Origin of the sequence: Caldanaerobius fijiensis DSM 17918, assembly GCF_900129075.1 — a bacterium.
Taxonomy (GTDB): Bacteria; Bacillota; Thermoanaerobacteria; order Thermoanaerobacterales; family Caldanaerobiaceae; genus Caldanaerobius; species Caldanaerobius fijiensis.
Genome location: NZ_FQVH01000018.1, coordinates 1 through 17,701 on the forward strand (window position 1 = coordinate 1; position 17,701 = coordinate 17,701).

Here is a 17,701-nt window from a genome sequence, read left to right on the forward strand (position 1 = left end):
CCCGTCCGCCGCTAAGGTAATAGAGCAAGCTCCACTACCTCCGCTCGACTTGCATGTGTTAGGCACGCCGCCAGCGTTCGTCCTGAGCCAGGATCAAACTCTCTTGTAAAATATATATCTCAAAACAAGTTGTATCCCGCTCACTGTTTAATTGGCAAGGTTCTCTCAGCCTCTCGGCTGACGATTTCTTATTTTACTACTTACCTGGCTGTCTGTCAAGGGCTTTTTTGCTCCCTCCCGACAGCTCTTATACTTTACCATCGTTTTGTCTCTTTGTCAAGGGGTATCTCTCGACTTTTTTGTCTCCTTGCCCCTCTCGCGATGGCTTTATTAATATACCACAGCTCTTATGTGGCTGTCAAGGCTTAATCATCTTCTTTTGCAATCCTATCTATTGATGTAATAACATCTCCGTTAACGTCCATAATTTTAACGCCCTGGGCATTTCTATGCATCACAGATATACTTGATACTGCTGTTCTTATAAGTGTTCCATTGGACGTTATCAACATAACATCATCATCATCTTTAACAATCATTATAGCAACCAATTCACCTGTTTTATCTGTTATATTACTGGCTATCAAGCCTTTTCCGCCTCTAGATTGTGTTCTAAATTCACTTAATTCTGTTCTCTTACCATATCCATTCTTTGTAACTAACAATACTTTAGCATTTTTATCCACTAAATCCATGCCGATGATATAATCATCATCGTTTAACGCCATAGCTTTTACACCGCAAGCACTTCTGCCCATAGGCCTTACGTCTTTTTCATTAAACCTTATAGCCATACCTTTTGATGTGCCTATTATAAGCTCGTCATCGCCATTGGTCAATTTTACGCTTATAAGCTCATCGCCATTGTTTAACTTTATAGCTATAATGCCATCTTTTCTGATGTTTTCAAACTCTGATAACTTAGTTTTCTTAATAAGACCATTTCTCGTCACCATAGCTAAATAGCATTTGCTTACCATATCCTCATTTATACCACCTAGCGATATAACGGCATTTACCCTTTCATTAGGTTTTAGCGATAGCAAATTAATAATAGCAGTTCCTTTTGACTGCCTTCCGGCCTCAGGTATTTCATAGGTTTTTAACTTAAATACTCGTCCCATATTCGTAAAAAACAGTATTTGATCATGGGTAGTCGTAGTAAATATGTTCTCCACAAAATCATCTTCTTTTGTATCCATACCCAGTATACCCTTACCGCCCCTCTTCTGCGTCTTATACGCATCTACAGAGAGCCTTTTAATATATCCAAAATGGGTCATGGTTACAACCATATCCTGTTTCTCTATAAGGTCTTCGACATTTATTTCATCGATTTTGTGAGTTATAAGTGTCCTGCGTTCATCAGCAAATTTATTCTTTATCTCACTTAACTCATTTTTTATAATATCCAAAACCATCCATTCATTTGCTAATATTTCTTTGTAATGTTGAACTTTTTTCATTATCTCATCGTATTCTTCATCGATCTTTTTTCTCTCAAGGCCAGTAAGCCTCTGCAATCTCATATCCAGAATTGCCTGTGCCTGAACATCAGAAAGGTTAAAGTTTTTCATAAGGCCATCCTTTGCTACCTGTACGGTCGGAGACGACCTTATGAGGTTTATAATAGCATCAATATGATCCAATGCTATTTTTAAGCCTTCCAGTATATGAGCTCTATCCTGAGCTTTATTCAACTCATAACGAGTTCTCCTCACTACCACATCTTTTTGGTGTTCAATGTAGTAGTGGATTATTTCTTTAAGAGTTAAAACCTTTGGTTGACCATCGACAAGGGCCAGCATTATCACACCAAATGTATCTTGCATCTGCGTATGTGCATATAGTCGATTTAAAACTACGTTGGGATTGGCATCTCTTTTTAATTCTATTACTATCCTCATACCTGACCTATCGCTTTCATCCCTTAAATCTGCTATTCCTTCTATTTTTTTATCCCTTACCAATTCTGCAATCTTTTCTATGAGCCTTGCTTTGTTTACCATATAAGGAATCTCTTTGACTATTATCCTCGTCTTTGTCTCAGATACCTGTTCTATCTCCGTTTTAGCTCTTACTATGATCTTACCTCTTCCAGTAGTATAAGCCTCTCTAATACCCTCGTAACCCAGGATAATTCCACCTGTCGGAAAATCAGGGCCTTTGATATAATTTAATAACTCATCAATTGTTATATCAGGATTTTCAATAGTTTTTATAACAGCATCAATAGCTTCTCCTAAATTGTGAGGCGGTATGTTTGTCGCCATACCCACTGCAATCCCCTGAGAACCATTTACTAGGAGATTTGGAAAACGAGACGGCAGCACTTTTGGCTCTTGAAGAGTCTCTTCAAAATTAGGCATAAAATCAACGGTTTGTTTATCCAGGTCCGTAAGCATCTCCACAGCTATCTTAGAAAGCCTCGCCTCAGTGTACCTTTGAGCAGCAGGGGGATCGCCATCTATGCTTCCAAAGTTGCCATGACCGTCAACCAATGGATATCTTATAGAGAAGTCCTGAGCTAATCTCACCAATGTCTCGTAAATGGCAGCATCACCATGCGGATGGTATTTTCCCATTACGTCTCCCACAATAAATGCGCTTTTTCTGTATCCTTTATCAGGCATCAAACCTAATTGATACATAGAATAGAGTATTCTCCTGTGAATAGGCTTTAACCCATCTCTCACATCAGGTAATGCTCGTCCCACGATCACGCTCATTGCGTAGTCGATATAGGATTTTCTCATCTCATCTTCTATATTTACAGGTAAGATATTTCCTTCTATTGCCATATAATCACCTCAAATCTATATATCAAGATTTTTGACCATTTTAGCATATTTTTGTATAAATTCCCTTCTAGGTTCTACCTTATCTCCCATTAAAATAGTAAATATCTCATCAGCAGCCATAGCATCTTCTAAAGATACCTGTAACAATGTACGGGTTTCAGGGTTCATAGTGGTATCCCACAACTGCTCAGGATCCATTTCACCAAGACCTTTATATCTCTGTATGCTTACATTCTCCCTTCCAATTTCATTTAAAATTTTTTCTAATTCCCTATCACTATAGGCATATCTGACAATATTTTTCCCTTTTTGTATCATATAGAGAGGTGGTTGCGCTATATACACATAACCTGCTTCTATCAGTTCCCTCATATACCTGAAGAAAAACGTCAATAATAAAGTCCTTATATGAGAACCGTCAACATCAGCATCTGCCATAAATATGATCTTATGGTATCTAACTTTTTTAATATCAAAATCATCACCTATACCAGCGCCAACAGCTGTTATTATAGATTTTATCTCCTCGTTTCCAAGTATTTTATCAAGCCTTGTCTTTTCTACATTAAGTATTTTACCTCTTAAAGGCAATATAGCCTGAAATTCTCTATTTCTTCCCAATTTAGCAGAACCACCTGCAGAATCACCTTCCACTATATACAATTCACACAATGATGCGTCTTTTTCAGAGCAATCTGCTAATTTTCCAGGTAATGAACTACTTTCCAGAGCACTTTTTCTCCTGGTAAGTTCTCTAGCCTTTCGAGCCGCCTCTCTGGCCCTTAAGGCGTTTATAGATTTTTCTAATATCGCTTTTGCTATAGGTGGATTCTCTTCAAGAAATGCAGTAAATTTATCATAAAAAATATTTTCTACTAATGTTCTTATCTCGCTATTGCCCAATTTCGTCTTAGTCTGGCCTTCAAATTGTGGATTGGGTAACTTCACACTTATAACAGCTGTTAAACCTTCCCTTACATCATCACCAGATAGGTTCTTATCATCACCTTTTAGGAAACCATATTTCCGGCCATATTCGTTTATGGCTCTGGTTAAAGCGCTTTTAAAGCCACTTACGTGGGTGCCTCCTTCTTTTGTATCTATATCGTTAGCAAAACTATATACATTTTCTACATACGTATCATTGTATTGCAAGGCTATTTCAATCTCAACATCATCTTTACTCATTTCTATATAAACAGGATTTTCATGAAGAACCTCTTTATTCCTGTTTAGGTACTTAACAAATTCAACCAGTCCGCCCTCATAATAGTACTTTTCTTCTGTGCCATCCCGTTCGTCTTTTAATATAATTGTAAGCCCTCTATTCAAAAAAGCCAGTTCCTTAAGCCTTTGAGACAATATTTCAAAATCAAATTCTAATTCCTCAAAGATCTGTCCATCAGGCTTAAATTTGATAAAAGTACCTCTCAGATCGGTATCTCCAACAACTTTTAACTCCGTTACAGGCTTTCCTCTCTCATATCTCTGTCTGTAAATATGCCCATCTACCCTCACTTCCACCTCTAACCATTCTGAAAGCGCATTTACTACCGAAAGCCCTACACCATGGAGGCCACCGCTAACTTTATATCCGCCACCTCCAAATTTTCCACCCGCATTCAACATAGTCAAAGCCACTTCTACAGCAGGTATACCAGCCTGTGGGTGTATGCCCACAGGTATACCTCTTCCGTTATCTTCAACACTTACAGAGTTATCTTTATATATTACAACCACTATCTTATCGCAAAAGCCGGCCAACGCTTCATCTACACTATTATCAACTAATTCATACACAAGATGATGAAGACCCCTTGACCCTGTTGATCCTATATACATTCCGGGTCTTTTTCTTACATGTTCTAGACCTTCTAATATCTGTATTTTACTTGCATCGTATTCTGTCTCTACACTTTTCCTGTCGTTCTTCATAGAATACCTCCATACCTCTAAAAATCATAAAATATTCAATTCATCGACTATATAAGCGCGCTTATAAAGGGTTATCGAAGAAAAAGGCGAAAAATATACTACTTGCTTTCCATCTACATTTGCTATTATCACGGATTTTGACTCTTCATCAGATAGTTTTTCCACGCGGCCATTTATAAGAGCGTGCCTCAACAATTCTATATTGCATTCAGCATTGTTAAAGCTATCTATGTCTAAAATAGCAATTACATCCTTTAATGCGATATCCTTTGTTTCAACAAGGTGAAGAAACATAATCGTCCCTCCAAATCAAAATTCTTTAATATCTCTATTTTCAACGATGTATTTTTTTGCATTAATATTGGAGTTATGCTGTATGTGTGTTCCTGTTATAATAGTTTGATATTTATTTAGTATTTTCAATAGCGACTCTTGCCTCTCAAAATCTAACTCAGATAGCACATCGTCAAGAAGCAATACCGGATACTCGCCCATATCCTCTTTCATTATTTCCATTTCTGCCAGCTTTAAACTTAGTATCAATGACCGCTGTTGACCCTGTGATGCAAAATACCTAGCATCCATATCATCTATAAAGAACCTGATATCGTCTCTATGAGGACCACATGTAGTAGTTTTGAATCTTATATCACTTTCAATCGAATCTCTCAGTCTCTTGCGATAACTATCTTCTATATTCTCGGAATCAACTACATTTGAAATGTACTTTAATTGCACTTTTTTTATTTCAGGCATAAAATCAAAGTGAATTTCCTTGAGCAATTGCGATATTTTCTTTATAAATGCCATTCGATCTCTTACTATCTTAGAACCGTATAATACAAGTTGATCATCCCAGATATTAATCATATCATATTGCTTTTGATTTTTTAAGAGATTATTTCTCTGCTTTAAAACCCGGCCATATTGAAGCACATTATAGTAGTAATCCGGTTTAATCTGTATCAAATCTATATCAATAAAGCGCCTTCTCTCATAAGGCCCTTGTTTGAGCAGTTTTAGATCATCGGGTATAAATACTACCACGTTTAAATTGCCAAAAAGTTCATTTATGTTCGATATTGTACTTCCATTCAATCTTATATACTTTTTATCACCTTTTTTATAAAAAACCTCAATTGTCTTATCACTGCCTATATCATCAACAGTACACTTTATAAAAAAACTATTGTGATGATACATTACCATATCGTCATTTTTCGCATTTCTATATGATTTCCCTAAAGCGCATACAGTTATAGCTTCCAGCAAATTGCTCTTTCCCTGAGCATTTTTTCCTAAAATGATATTAAGGCCATTGTTAAAAGAAACAGTTATATGCTCAAAATTTCTAAAGTTATCTAGCTCAAGTTTTTTTAAAAACAAATGATCACCTCATCAGATAACAAATATGTCATCTTGACCTTCAACGCTGATCACATCGCCTTTTCTAATCTTTTTTCCTCTCTGAAGACATACACTGCCATTGACCTTAACATGCCCATCCTTTATCATCAATTTTGCCTGGCCGCCTGTTGGCACAACATTGGCTAACTTGAGCACCTGTTCCAATTTAATATAATCCGTGTTTATCTTTACATTCATACAGCTTATCACCTCGCAAGCTTTACAGGTAGAATAAAATATATATAGCTATTTCCATCTATTGGTTTAATTATACATGGTCCCACGTTATTTGTAAATTCCATGCATATACTTTCATCATCTATAGCTCGAAGTATTTCTATTAGGTACTTTGAGTTAAATCCTATTTCTATGTCGAGGCCCTCCACATTCGCTGCCATTTCTTCATAAACACTACCGTGTTCTGAACTTGATGTTATTTCAATTCTGTTATTGTTTATATTCAATTTTACAGTGTTGCTTTTTTCATCGCGGAGGATAACAGAAGCGCGTTCTATGCTGTCCTGAAATTCACGGGTATCCGCTATAACCCTTGTCTTATATTCAGTTGGTATTATTTTTTCATAATTGATAAAGTTACCGCTTAAAAGTCTGGAAACAATTGTTATTTCCTCCGTGTTAATCTGTACACTCTTATCGTCAAATATAATCGTTATATCACCGTCGATATCAGAGAGTATTTTTGAAATTTCTGATAGATTTTTTCCTGGTATTATAACTTTGTTAGTTCCATAGTTCCTATCCATTTTGTCATTTCTGATGGCCAGCCTGAATCCATCCAGGGCTACCAATCGTATTTCGTCGTTATCAATTGACAATAATTCTCCAGTGAAAACAGGCTTTGTTTCATCTTGAGCTACAGCAAATATAGTTTTCTTAATCATATTGTTAAATTTTTTTGCACTTATTGTTATAAAATTATCAGATATTATCTTCGGTATATCCGGAAAATCTATAGGATCGATTCCTAGTATATCAAATTTAGAATTCCCAGATCTTAACGTAACTATGTTGTTATGGTCTTTCTTGTATTCTATATGCACTCGATTGTCAGGTAACCTTTTTACAATATCACTGAATATTTTTGATGAAACAACGACGGAACCTTGTTCTTTTACATCCGATTCAATACGGCATCTTATAGCTAATTCAGTATTGTTGCCGGTTAACGTTAGGGTATTGTTATCTGTCTTAAGCAATATGCCTTCCAATATAGGAAGGGTTGATCTTTCGGATACAGCTTTCTGCGCGTTATTCACAGCGCTATTGAGTTTATTTCTTTCACAGACTAAATCCATTTTTTCTCCCTTCTTTTTTTTATTTTTGTAGTAGTATCTAGTAGATATCTGTTGATTTGTGGATATCTAAAATTTTTGCGTAAAAATAAGTAAAAAATAATGTTGATATTGAAGTTAGAGTTATCAACATTATCCTATTTTAAAATCGCGACGATTAGATATCCACAATAAGCTGTGGATATGTGGATATCAGTTTTCCACAATTTTTTTCTTTATTTTGTTTATTTCATCTTTAAGAGTTGTGTCTTTTTCAATATCATTGGAAATTTTTTCACAAGCATGGATTACCGTAGTGTGATCTCTGCCGCCAAATTCTTCGCCTATTTTAGGCAGTGATTCGTCTGTCAATTCTCTGCAAAGATACATGGCAATCTGTCGTGGGTATGTTATATTTCTCGATCTCTTCTGGGATTTAAAATCTTCAACTTTTAAGTTAAAATGTTCTGCTACGACTCTTTGGATAAGTTGCAGCGTTATTTTCTTATTTTTGTTGGGCGTTGCTATGTCTTTTAATGCTTCCTGTGCTACGCGTTCATCTATAACTCCTCCTGCCAGTGATGCGTATGCAATTAATTTTATCAGTGCTCCTTCTAACTCCCTAATATTTGAAGTTATATGGTTTGCTATAAAAAGCAGTATATCGTTGGGTATTTCTATGTTTTCTGATTCTGCTTTTTTCTTTAATATAGCTACTCTTGTTTCTAAATCTGGTGGCTGTATATCAGCTATTAACCCCCACTCGAATCGCGATCTTAGTCTATCCTCTAATGTAGGAATTTCTTTTGGTGGTCTATCGCTGGATATGATGATTTGTTTATTTGTTTCATGGAGCGAATTGAATGTGTGGAAAAATTCTTCCTGTGTGCTTTCTTTTCCAGCAATGAACTGTATGTCGTCTATTAATAGTACGTCTACATTTCTATACTTATTTCTGAAAGACTCGTTATCATGATTTTTAATGGCGTTTATTAATTCATTGGTAAATTTCTCAGATGTCACATACATGCAGTTCATGTTTTGATTTCGTTCCATTATATAATGACCTATTGCATGCATGAGATGAGTTTTTCCAAGACCTACGCCACCATAAATAAACAGAGGATTGTAGGCACGGGCTGGATCTTTAGCTACTGCCAGTGCTGCTGCATGAGCAAATCTATTGCCGTTGCCGACTACAAATGAATCAAATGTGTATTTAGGATTTAAATTACTTGATGCAATTATTTTTTCTTTCTTTTTGTTTTTTGCGTTGTATGATTCTCGTAGTGTTTCTAATTCTTCATCTGATGCTATAATATATTTGATCTTGATGCGCTGAGATGTAAATTTGTAAAAAGCCTCTTCTATCAAGCTGTCATATCTGTTTTTTAAGACATTTCTGGTAAAAAAGTTGGGAACGGCAACTATTAAGTTTCCTTCGTCGATAGCTACAGGATGCATAAATTTGAGCCAGGTATCAAAGCCAACTTCTGATATCTGGCTTTTTAAGTATTCTAAGGACTTTTGCCAGTTTTCATAAAGGTCTTGCATATTTTTTTCCTCCTGTAAGGAATTATATTACCTGTTTATATGTGCATAATAATAAATAACAGCCTGTGGATATTTTGTATTATTTGATCGGTGTAAAAACTTGTGGATAAAGTTATATACATAATTAATGCCTTTATAGATAGGGTTTAAACGATTAATACAAAAATAACAAACAAGTTTTCCACATAGTTTTCCACAACTTGTGGATAAGTTAAGTTATCCACAGCTAAGTATTATATTATCAAATAATTGATTTTATATCAATTATTTATTCACATATCCACAGAAGTAACAAATAATATAGCAGGATAGTGTTGACACGAAGTACATCTGCATATATAATCATTAATATAGTTGGGTAGATTGGGAGGTGTTTTTTTTGCTTAGAACATATCAGCCTAAAAGAAGGCGTAGAAAAAGAGTACACGGTTTTAGACAGAGAATGAGAACTCGTAGTGGTAGGGAAGTCTTAAGAAGAAGAAGATTAAAAGGCAGAAAGAGATTAACTGTATAAGGCCCGTAGTGGCCTTTTCTGCGAATTTGAGGAGTTTTTATGTTGCATACTATTAGGTTAAAACGCTCTGATGATTTTAAGAACGTTTTTGAAAATGGTAGATATTTGTCTAATGAGTATTTCGTTGTGTACTATTTTAAAAATGGATTGAACTACAATAGGGTTGGTTTTTCTTCATCGAAAAGAATTGGTAAAAAAGTACGTCGTAATAGGGCTAAGAGATTGCTTAAAGAGGTATATAGGATAAATGAGGAAAATATTAAAAAAGGGTATGATATCGTATTGATTGCAAGGGATGGTATTTTTGAAGTAGATTTTTATAAATTGCAAGAAACCTTTATTTTGACACTTAAAAGGGGTAATTTGATTGCTGATTAAAAGAATTGTATTGCTTTTGATAAGGTTTTACCAGATTTATATTTCACCGATTAGGCCTGGAAAGTGCAGATTTCGTCCAACGTGTTCTCAATATACATTGGAGGCAGTCCAAAAGTATGGAGTAGCAAAAGGGTTAATTATGGGTCTTTGGAGGATTTTAAGATGCAATCCGTTTTGTAAAGGTGGTTATGATCCCCTAAGATGATATGAGGAGGTTGTTTGTTTGAGTGTAACAGAAGTTCTGGGTTATATATTTCGATTTATATACTCGTTTACCCACGACTATGGTATAGCTATTGTAGTTTTTACGGTGCTCATAAAAGCCATATTATTGCCGTTTTCTTTTCAACAGTTTCATTCGATGAAAAAGATGAGCGATATACAGCCGCTTATTGCTAAATTACAGGAAAAATATAAAAACGATAAAGATAAACTAAATCAGGAAATAATGAAAGTATATCAGGAGAATAAAGTTAATCCATTAGGTTGTGGCCTACCCATAATAATATCGTTTATAATACTTGTACCAATGTATAATCTTTTGAGAGTCTATCCGGAATTTAAAGGTGTTCCATTTATGTGGTTACCGGATCTTTCAAGGCCGGATCCCACGTTTATATTGCCTGTCTTAACAGGTATTACCATGTATATTTCATCTATCACTGCTACACCTCCTGGTGCTGCCCAGAACACTGCACAAAATAAGTCTATGAGTATATTTATGAGTATATTCTTTGCATGGATGACCATAAATTTTCCATCTGGTCTTGCAGTATACTGGATAGTAAGCAATATATTTCAGATCGTACAGCAGCTTATTTTTATAAGGATGTTGTATAAAGGTATAGGTGAGGATGCTGTTGCTGTAAGTTCAGTTAAGAAAGATAGTAAAGGCAAATAAAAGGGGGGTTACTCGATGATCGTCGTTGAGAGAAGCGGTAAAAGCGTTGATGAGGCGGTAAATCGGGTTTTAAAAGAGTATAACGTTGACAAAGAGAATGTAATTGTGGAGGTATTGGAAACTGGTAATAAAGGCTTTTTGGGTATATTGGGTAATAAACAGGCGAGAGTAAAAGTCATGATTAAAACCCCTTTGGATTATGTTAAAGATTTTCTGGATAAGACCATAGAAAAAATGAACCTTGAAGTTAGTTACGAGTTAAAGCAGGAAGGGGATTTGATAAAAGCTGATTTTACTGGATATAATGTGGGTTTATTGATAGGCAAGCGGGGTGAAAATCTGGATTCATTGCAGTATTTGTGCAATCTGGTAGCAAATAAATTCAGTAATGGAAAACATGTTCGTGTTTTATTGGATGCCGAGAATTATAGAAGTAAGAGAGAAGAATCATTGAGACAGCTGGCATATAGAATGGCCAAAAAAGTTGTAGAAACGGGAAGAAATATCGCCCTTGAACCTATGTCTTCGTATGAGAGAAAAATTATTCATCTTGCTTTACAGGATAATCCAGATGTTGAGACATATAGCCTCGGTGAAGAGCCTTATAGAAAAGTTATAATCGCGTTAAAATAAACCCAGTGTACACTGGGTTTTTTTGTGGAGGAATATGACATGAACATGGATGATACGATTTGTGCTATTTCTACTCCTATAGGCGAAGGCGGTATAGGCATTGTAAGGATCAGTGGACCGCAGTCTCTGGAAATTTTGAGTAAAATATTTAGCGCAAAAAACAGGGTTTTTAATTATAAATCCCATACTATCCACCACGGGTTTATAATAGATCCACAGGACGGCAGAGTAATCGACGAGGTGCTGGTTATGTATATGAAAGGGCCAAAGACATATACGAGGCAAGATGTGGTGGAGATAAACTGCCATGGCGGATTGATTCCGGTTAAAAAAGTACTTGATCTTACCATAGCCTGTGGTGCCAGATTAGCTGAACCAGGTGAATTTACGCTGAGGGCATTTATCAATGGAAGAATTGACTTGTCACAGGCAGAGGCGGTTATTGACCTTATACGCTCAAAGACAGATTTATCTCATATCGCATCGGTGAACCAGCTAAAAGGTGGATTATCTGATAAAATTAATGACATAATGCAAAGACTTTTAGGCTTATATGGTCATATAGAGGCATTAAATGATTTTCCGGAAGATGAAGTAGATCCGCTGGGCGATGAGACGATAATTGAGGTTATCGATGCAAGTATCAATGAAATAGAAAAGCTTCTGGAAACATATGATACTGGCAAGATCTTAAGAGAGGGTTTAAATGTGGTGATAATCGGCAAGCCCAATGTGGGTAAGTCGTCGCTTTTAAATGCCCTTTTGAAAGAAAATAGGGCTATTGTGACCGATGTACCTGGTACTACAAGGGATATTATCGAAGAGTATATCAATATAAAAGGTGTTCCTGTTAAAATAATTGATACGGCTGGGATAAGGCGTACGGAGGATATAGTAGAAAAAATAGGCGTTGAAAAGTCATTAGAATACTTAAATAAAGCTGATTTGATTGTGTTTATGGTTGACGCGTCTATACCTTTAGATGAATTGGATATGGAAATTGTAAAATATTTAGAGGGTAGAAATGTGATAGTATTAGCAAACAAAATTGATCTTACCATAAAAGCAGACATAAGAAAATTAAGTTCGATTGGTGATATAATTACTACATCCACGAAAACAGGGGAAGGACTGAATGTCCTTTATGATGCCATATATGATAGAGTTTTTAAAGGAAAGAATATTTTTGGAGATCTGGGTGGCAGTATATTTATAAATGCGCGCCATAGATCCCTGTTATTGAAGGCCATTAATGCTTTAAAAAGCTGTGAGAAGACCTTTGACCAGGGTTTACCATTAGATTTTGTATCCATTGATTTAAGGACTGCTATTGACGCTTTGGGTGAAATAACAGGTCAGGTTGTATCGGATGAAGTTCTTCACAGTATCTTTGATAGATTTTGTATAGGGAAGTAGGTGAGTGAAATGTATTCAGCAGGGTATTATGATGTGGTGGTAATCGGTGCCGGTCATGCTGGATGTGAGGCAGCTTTGGCATCTGCCAGACTGGGGCTTAAGACATTGATCGTAACTATAAGCCTGGAAGGGATTGCAATGATGGCATGTAATCCGTCCATCGGCGGTCCTGCTAAAAGCAATCTGGTTAGAGAAATTGATGCCCTGGGAGGAGAAATGGCTATAAATAATGATAAGGCTATGATACAGATAAGAACGTTAAATACAGGAAAGGGACCTGCTGTAAGAGCTCTGAGGGCTCAATGCGATAAAAAACTTTATCAAAGTGAAATGAAAAAAACTCTTGAACGGCAGGAGAATTTAGATATAAAACAGGATGAGGTAGTAAAGATATATGTGGAAGACGGACATGTTACTGGCGTGCTTTTGAAATACGGGGCGAGATACGACGCCAAAGCAGTTATCGTGGCTACGGGTACGTATTTGAGAGGTAAAATAATAGTAGGAGATGTAAGCTATAGCGGTGGGCCAAATGGTTTGTTTCCGGCCAATGAACTATCAAAGAGCCTTGAGGAATTGGGCTTTAAATTGAGGAGGTTCAAGACAGGTACTCCTGCCAGGGTTGATAAGAGGTCAATAGATTTTAGCAAATTAACGATACAGCCGGGCGATGAGAGGATTACGCCATTTTCGTTTATGAACGATGAACTGGATATCCCCCAGATCCCGTGCTGGCTTACGTATACCAATGAACGTACCCATGAGGTCATAAGAGAAAACATCCATCTTTCCCCGCTTTATTCTGGAGTTATAAAAGGGGTGGGGCCAAGGTATTGCCCCTCCATAGAAGATAAGGTCATGAAATTTCCTGATAAAAAAAGTCATCAGATATTTATAGAACCGGAAGGTAAAGATACTTTTGAGATGTACGTACAGGGAATGTCCAGCAGTTTGCCTGAAGAAGTTCAAGTGGCTTTCTTGAGGACTGTAAAAGGTCTTGAAAATGTTAAGATAATGAGGACAGCCTATGCCATAGAATATGATTGCATTGATTCGACAAAACTTAAACACACGTTGGAATCTAAAGACATAAGTGGATTGTATTTTGCTGGACAGATAAATGGAACATCAGGATATGAAGAGGCAGCGGCACAAGGCATTATAGCGGGTATAAATGCAGCTTTAAAGATAAAAGGTCAGCCCCCTTTTATACTGGATAGATCTAACTCGTATATCGGTACATTGATTGATGACCTTGTTACAAAGGGTACCAACGAGCCGTATAGGATGCTTACTTCAAGGTCTGAATACAGGCTTTTGTTAAGACAGGATAATGCTGATTTGAGGCTTACAGAAAAAGGATATGAAATAGGCCTGGTTACTCGTGAAAGATATGAGAAATTTAAGAAAAAGAAGGCCCAGATAGAACAGGAGATTGAGCGCTTAAAGAATACCAGGGTATCGCCAACGCAGGACGTGGTGAATTTCTTAAATGAAATGGGCAGCGCTGGAATATACAGTGGAATAACTTTATATGAGTTGTTAAAAAGGCCTGAAATTAGTTATGCATCCCTTGCTAAAATTGATCCAGATAGGCCAAAGGTAAGTATGGCTGTAGCTGAGCAGGTAGAGATACAGGTAAAATATGAGGGGTATATAAAAAAACAGCTCCAGCAGGTGGAGCAATTTAAAAAACTGGAGAACAAAAAACTTCCACCAGACCTGGATTATTCAAAGATATATGGATTAAGCCTTGAAGCAAGACAGAAGCTAAATGACATTAAGCCTGTTTCTATTGGGCAGGCATCTAGAATATCTGGAGTATCTCCGGCAGATATTTCAGTACTGCTGGTTTACCTGGAGAAAGGCAGGAAAGGCGATGGATGATTTAAAAGAATTGCTATATGATACGTGCTCGAGTTTGGGTATAGAATTACATGAGGTACAAGTAGAGCAATTATTAAAATACATGGAATTGTTAAAGGAGTGGAATAAGAAATTTAATCTTACTCGAATAACCGATGACAGAGAAGTGATCATAAAACACTTTGCCGATTCATTAGCCATTATTAAAACAGGAGAAGTACCTGAAAAGTGTTATGCTATAGATGTAGGCACAGGAGCAGGTTTCCCAGGGATACCTTTGAAAATATATTATCCTGAAATTCATATGACACTTCTGGACTCTCTTAAAAAAAGGGTTGGTTTTTTATCTGAGGTGATTAAGCAACTGAATTTAAAGGGGATTGATGCGGTACACGGCAGAGCAGAAGATATAGCGAGGGATGTAAACCATAGAGAAAGGTATGATTTATGTCTTTCCCGTGCTGTAGCACCCATGAATGTTTTATGTGAGTACTGCCTTCCTTTTCTCAAGGTAGGCGGTACCATGGTAGCGATGAAGGGGAGAAATGTAGATGAGGAGATAGAGGATTCTATGAAAGCGCTGGATATCCTTGGTGGTCAGTATATAAGTACATTTAAATATCAATTACCACCAGATATTATTCACTGTGCGGTTATAGTAAGGAAAAAAAGATCGACACCTGGAAAATATCCTAGGAAAGCAGGCACGCCAGAAAAAAACCCCTTATAAAATGAATAAAAAATTTTAGGAAATAAAGAAGGATTTTCCAAAAATATGTAGAATATAATATTATGAAGTAGGCCAATAGGTTTAATGAAACCTAATATAAAGGTATTTGATATAGCAGCTGATGCTTTTAACAGTAGAATTGTAAAATAATAAGTGGTAAGGAGAGATGGAAATGGGTCAAATATCCATGAATAGTGAAGTTGAATACATACCCATCAACATGATTCTTCCTAATCCATATCAGCCACGAAAGCATTTTAACGACAGCAGTTTAGAAGAATTAAAAAATTCTATTATGACATATGGCGTATTACAACCTATAAGTGTTAGAAAGATAAGCGAAGAAAAGTACGAATTGATAGCGGGGGAGAGAAGATTAAGAGCGTCCAAGTTAGCCGGTATGGAGGTTATTCCTGCTGTAGTACTTAAAGCCGACGAGATAGATTCTGCGATTATTGCGTTAATTGAAAATCTCCAAAGAGAGGACCTGGATTTTTTAGAGGAAGCTGAAGGCTATCAAAATCTACTCCACAATTACAATTTTACTCAGGAGGAATTGGCACAAAAGATAGGAAAAAGCCAATCGACGATTGCTAATAAGATTAGGCTTTTGAAGCTTTCGCCGGAGGTATTAAAGATTATAAAAGAAAATAATTTAACAGAAAGGCATGCTAGAGCTTTATTGCGTCTTCACGATGACAAAATACAATTGAAGGTATTAAAACAGGTTGTAAAAAAGAAATTAAATGTAAAAGAAACTGAAGATCTCATTAACAGGGTTTTAGACTCATTGGAAAACAGAGAAAAGGTAGAAAAGAAGAGAAAATTTATAAAAGCATTGAAAGATGTGAGGATTTACATAAATACTATTAAACAAGCCGTAAATCTTATGAACAAAAGTGGTGTCAAAGCGGTATTGAACCAGGTTGAGGGCGATGATTATGTGGAATTTATCGTCAGGATTTCAAGGTGATTTGTCTGCATAGTTCCTCGAGAAATTCTTTATCAGCCTCATCAAATGCAGATAATTCATCGCTATCTATGTCTATCTCACCTATAATTGCACCGTTTTTGTTGTAAAGGGGTACAACTATTTCTGATTTTGTCTCGACGCTACAGGCGAGATAGTTGCTTTCTTTTGTTACATCTTCTACGATTATAGTGTTATTTTGCGCAACAGCGCTACCACATATTCCTTGCCCAATTTCGATTCTTGTGTGTTCAGTAGGCCTGCCTATATAAGGGCCTAATTCTAAAGCACCATTTTTTATAAAGTAAAAGCCAACCCAATGATAGTGTGGGACATTTTCTTTTAATAATTTAACTATTTTTTCATACATCGTGTAATCATCATTGGCTGATATAACCTCTCTGATTTTTTGCATTAGATCAGCAAAAAGTTTTTTCTTTTCATTAATGCTCATCATAGACATACTCCTTTGTATAGAATTGATCTTATATTTATTATAACATAATCTTCTCATGTATACTATTTTTTAAATTCATTTATTTCAATTCGTAATTTGAATGGTGCAAAATCATTTGAGTACGAAATATTGTAAATTACGAGTAAAAGATTTATTTAACGACGAAGCTTGCGTATAAAGCAGGAATCACAATTTATTAAACAGTAAAGTTATTCCCACAATAATAAAGACGATGCCAGAACCCGTTTGTATGAGGTTAGAGGGTAGATATTTGTTTATTAGGGTGCCCCCTAAAACTCCGATTAATGCGCTTAAAATCAGTGCAAGGGATGATCCTATATAGACACCCCATATATTTCTATACCTGCTGGCAAGTAACATGGTGGATAATTGTGTTTTATCTCCTAACTCAGCTAGAAATATTAAGAAAAAAGACAATATTAATTCCCTGTACATTTTTTGCACCCCACTTATTGTTTATTTGTTGTTGTTATCTTTTGAGATTTTTTCTTTTGTTTCACGTGAAACAGTGTTATAATATAGAGCAGATAATATGCTGCAAAAATTGTCGTAATAAATGACATAATGAATTGTCCCTGGATCGTATTTACGTGAAGCAAGATGCCAAGATAGATATTGATTAAAGCAGGCAATGATATCAATCCCCTTAGAGGGATATTGATGTCGTTAAATACGGTAGTCCATGAAAAAAACAGCCAGATCAACAAAATATACAATAATTTTATCTTTCTCATCATTTTTTGACACCTTTATTAAAATATGCAATTACATTTTATTTATTTATATTTATAAAAGATAAAAAGTATGTTATAAAGTGGGTTGAGTG

At 36.0% G+C, this 17,701-nt stretch carries 19 protein-coding genes and 1 rRNA gene; 9 read left to right on the forward strand and 11 right to left on the reverse strand.

Features of this window, described 5'->3' with window-relative positions; translation table 11 throughout:
- The 8 genes from BUB87_RS08200 to dnaA all read right to left on the reverse strand — a co-directional run.
- Positions 1 to 109: ribosomal RNA gene (locus BUB87_RS08200) — 16S ribosomal RNA — on the reverse strand; the annotation flags it as partial.
- A 256-nt stretch (positions 110 to 365) separates the two neighbouring features.
- Entirely contained in the window at positions 366 to 2,801 is a 2,436-nt protein-coding gene (gene gyrA / locus BUB87_RS08205; protein WP_073343921.1) for a DNA gyrase subunit A, read from the reverse strand.
- 15 nt (positions 2,802 to 2,816) lie between these two features.
- Complete coding sequence (gene gyrB / locus BUB87_RS08210) at positions 2,817 to 4,736, reverse strand: DNA topoisomerase (ATP-hydrolyzing) subunit B (RefSeq protein ID WP_073343924.1); 1,920 nt, start codon at positions 4,734 to 4,736, stop codon at positions 2,817 to 2,819.
- Positions 4,737 to 4,760: 24 nt separating this feature from the next.
- Complete coding sequence (remB, locus tag BUB87_RS08215; protein ID WP_073343927.1) at positions 4,761 to 5,030, reverse strand: extracellular matrix regulator RemB; 270 nt, start codon at positions 5,028 to 5,030, stop codon at positions 4,761 to 4,763.
- Between the two features lie 15 nt (positions 5,031 to 5,045).
- Entirely contained in the window at positions 5,046 to 6,122 is a 1,077-nt protein-coding gene (recF, locus tag BUB87_RS08220) for a DNA replication/repair protein RecF (RefSeq protein ID WP_073343930.1), read from the reverse strand.
- A 12-nt stretch (positions 6,123 to 6,134) separates the two neighbouring features.
- Positions 6,135 to 6,341 (reverse strand): RNA-binding S4 domain-containing protein, encoded by a 207-nt coding sequence (locus BUB87_RS08225; protein WP_073343933.1) that lies wholly within the window; start codon positions 6,339 to 6,341, stop codon positions 6,135 to 6,137.
- A gap of 8 nt (positions 6,342 to 6,349) precedes the next feature.
- On the reverse strand, positions 6,350 to 7,459 hold the full coding sequence (dnaN, locus tag BUB87_RS08230; protein WP_073343936.1) for a DNA polymerase III subunit beta: 1,110 nt from the start codon (positions 7,457 to 7,459) through the stop codon (positions 6,350 to 6,352).
- Positions 7,460 to 7,648: 189 nt separating this feature from the next.
- Complete coding sequence (gene dnaA, locus BUB87_RS08235) at positions 7,649 to 8,989, reverse strand: chromosomal replication initiator protein DnaA (RefSeq protein WP_073343939.1); 1,341 nt, start codon at positions 8,987 to 8,989, stop codon at positions 7,649 to 7,651.
- Between the two features lie 379 nt (positions 8,990 to 9,368).
- On the opposite strand from dnaA, the gene rpmH reads away from it, so the two are divergent.
- The 9 genes from rpmH to noc all read left to right on the forward strand — a co-directional run bounded on the left by rpmH (position 9,369) and on the right by noc (position 16,400).
- Positions 9,369 to 9,503, forward strand: coding sequence for a 50S ribosomal protein L34 (gene rpmH / locus BUB87_RS08240; RefSeq protein WP_073343942.1), 135 nt, complete (start codon positions 9,369 to 9,371; stop codon positions 9,501 to 9,503).
- Positions 9,504 to 9,542: 39 nt separating this feature from the next.
- Positions 9,543 to 9,881 carry a ribonuclease P protein component gene (rnpA, locus tag BUB87_RS08245; RefSeq protein ID WP_073343945.1) on the forward strand — a complete coding sequence of 113 codons (339 nt, stop codon included), beginning with the start codon at positions 9,543 to 9,545 and terminating at the stop codon, positions 9,879 to 9,881.
- 10 nt (positions 9,882 to 9,891) lie between these two features.
- Positions 9,892 to 10,086: a membrane protein insertion efficiency factor YidD gene (yidD, locus tag BUB87_RS08250; protein WP_456059096.1), complete on the forward strand. Its 195-nt coding sequence runs from the start codon at positions 9,892 to 9,894 to the stop codon at positions 10,084 to 10,086.
- 18 nt (positions 10,087 to 10,104) lie between these two features.
- Entirely contained in the window at positions 10,105 to 10,782 is a 678-nt protein-coding gene (locus BUB87_RS08255) for a YidC/Oxa1 family membrane protein insertase (RefSeq protein ID WP_073343948.1), read from the forward strand.
- A gap of 15 nt (positions 10,783 to 10,797) precedes the next feature.
- Entirely contained in the window at positions 10,798 to 11,415 is a 618-nt protein-coding gene (gene jag, locus BUB87_RS08260; RefSeq protein ID WP_073343951.1) for an RNA-binding cell elongation regulator Jag/EloR, read from the forward strand.
- Positions 11,416 to 11,454: 39 nt separating this feature from the next.
- Complete coding sequence (mnmE, locus tag BUB87_RS08265; protein WP_073343954.1) at positions 11,455 to 12,831, forward strand: tRNA uridine-5-carboxymethylaminomethyl(34) synthesis GTPase MnmE; 1,377 nt, start codon at positions 11,455 to 11,457, stop codon at positions 12,829 to 12,831.
- 9 nt (positions 12,832 to 12,840) lie between these two features.
- On the forward strand, positions 12,841 to 14,718 hold the full coding sequence (gene mnmG, locus BUB87_RS08270; protein WP_073343956.1) for a tRNA uridine-5-carboxymethylaminomethyl(34) synthesis enzyme MnmG: 1,878 nt from the start codon (positions 12,841 to 12,843) through the stop codon (positions 14,716 to 14,718).
- A complete protein-coding gene (gene rsmG, locus BUB87_RS08275) occupies positions 14,711 to 15,427 on the forward strand; it encodes a 16S rRNA (guanine(527)-N(7))-methyltransferase RsmG (RefSeq protein WP_073343959.1) in 717 nt (238 codons plus the stop codon). Before mnmG ends, rsmG begins: the two co-directional genes overlap by 8 nt.
- Positions 15,428 to 15,593: 166 nt before the next feature.
- Positions 15,594 to 16,400 (forward strand): nucleoid occlusion protein, encoded by an 807-nt coding sequence (gene noc, locus BUB87_RS08280; RefSeq protein WP_073343962.1) that lies wholly within the window; start codon positions 15,594 to 15,596, stop codon positions 16,398 to 16,400.
- On the opposite strand, the gene BUB87_RS08285 is transcribed toward noc, so the two are convergent.
- The 3 genes from BUB87_RS08285 to BUB87_RS14390 all read right to left on the reverse strand — a co-directional run bounded on the left by BUB87_RS08285 (position 16,384) and on the right by BUB87_RS14390 (position 17,612).
- Positions 16,384 to 16,854, reverse strand: coding sequence for a GAF domain-containing protein (locus BUB87_RS08285; RefSeq protein ID WP_234945997.1), 471 nt, complete (start codon positions 16,852 to 16,854; stop codon positions 16,384 to 16,386). The two genes, noc and BUB87_RS08285, sit on opposite strands and share 17 nt — an antisense overlap.
- A 186-nt stretch (positions 16,855 to 17,040) precedes the next feature.
- Positions 17,041 to 17,310 (reverse strand): TMEM165/GDT1 family protein, encoded by a 270-nt coding sequence (locus tag BUB87_RS08290; RefSeq protein ID WP_073343965.1) that lies wholly within the window; start codon positions 17,308 to 17,310, stop codon positions 17,041 to 17,043.
- 14 nt (positions 17,311 to 17,324) lie between these two features.
- Positions 17,325 to 17,612 carry a hypothetical protein gene (locus tag BUB87_RS14390; protein WP_073343968.1) on the reverse strand — a complete coding sequence of 96 codons (288 nt, stop codon included), beginning with the start codon at positions 17,610 to 17,612 and terminating at the stop codon, positions 17,325 to 17,327.
- Between the last annotated feature and the right edge of the window lie 89 nt (positions 17,613 to 17,701).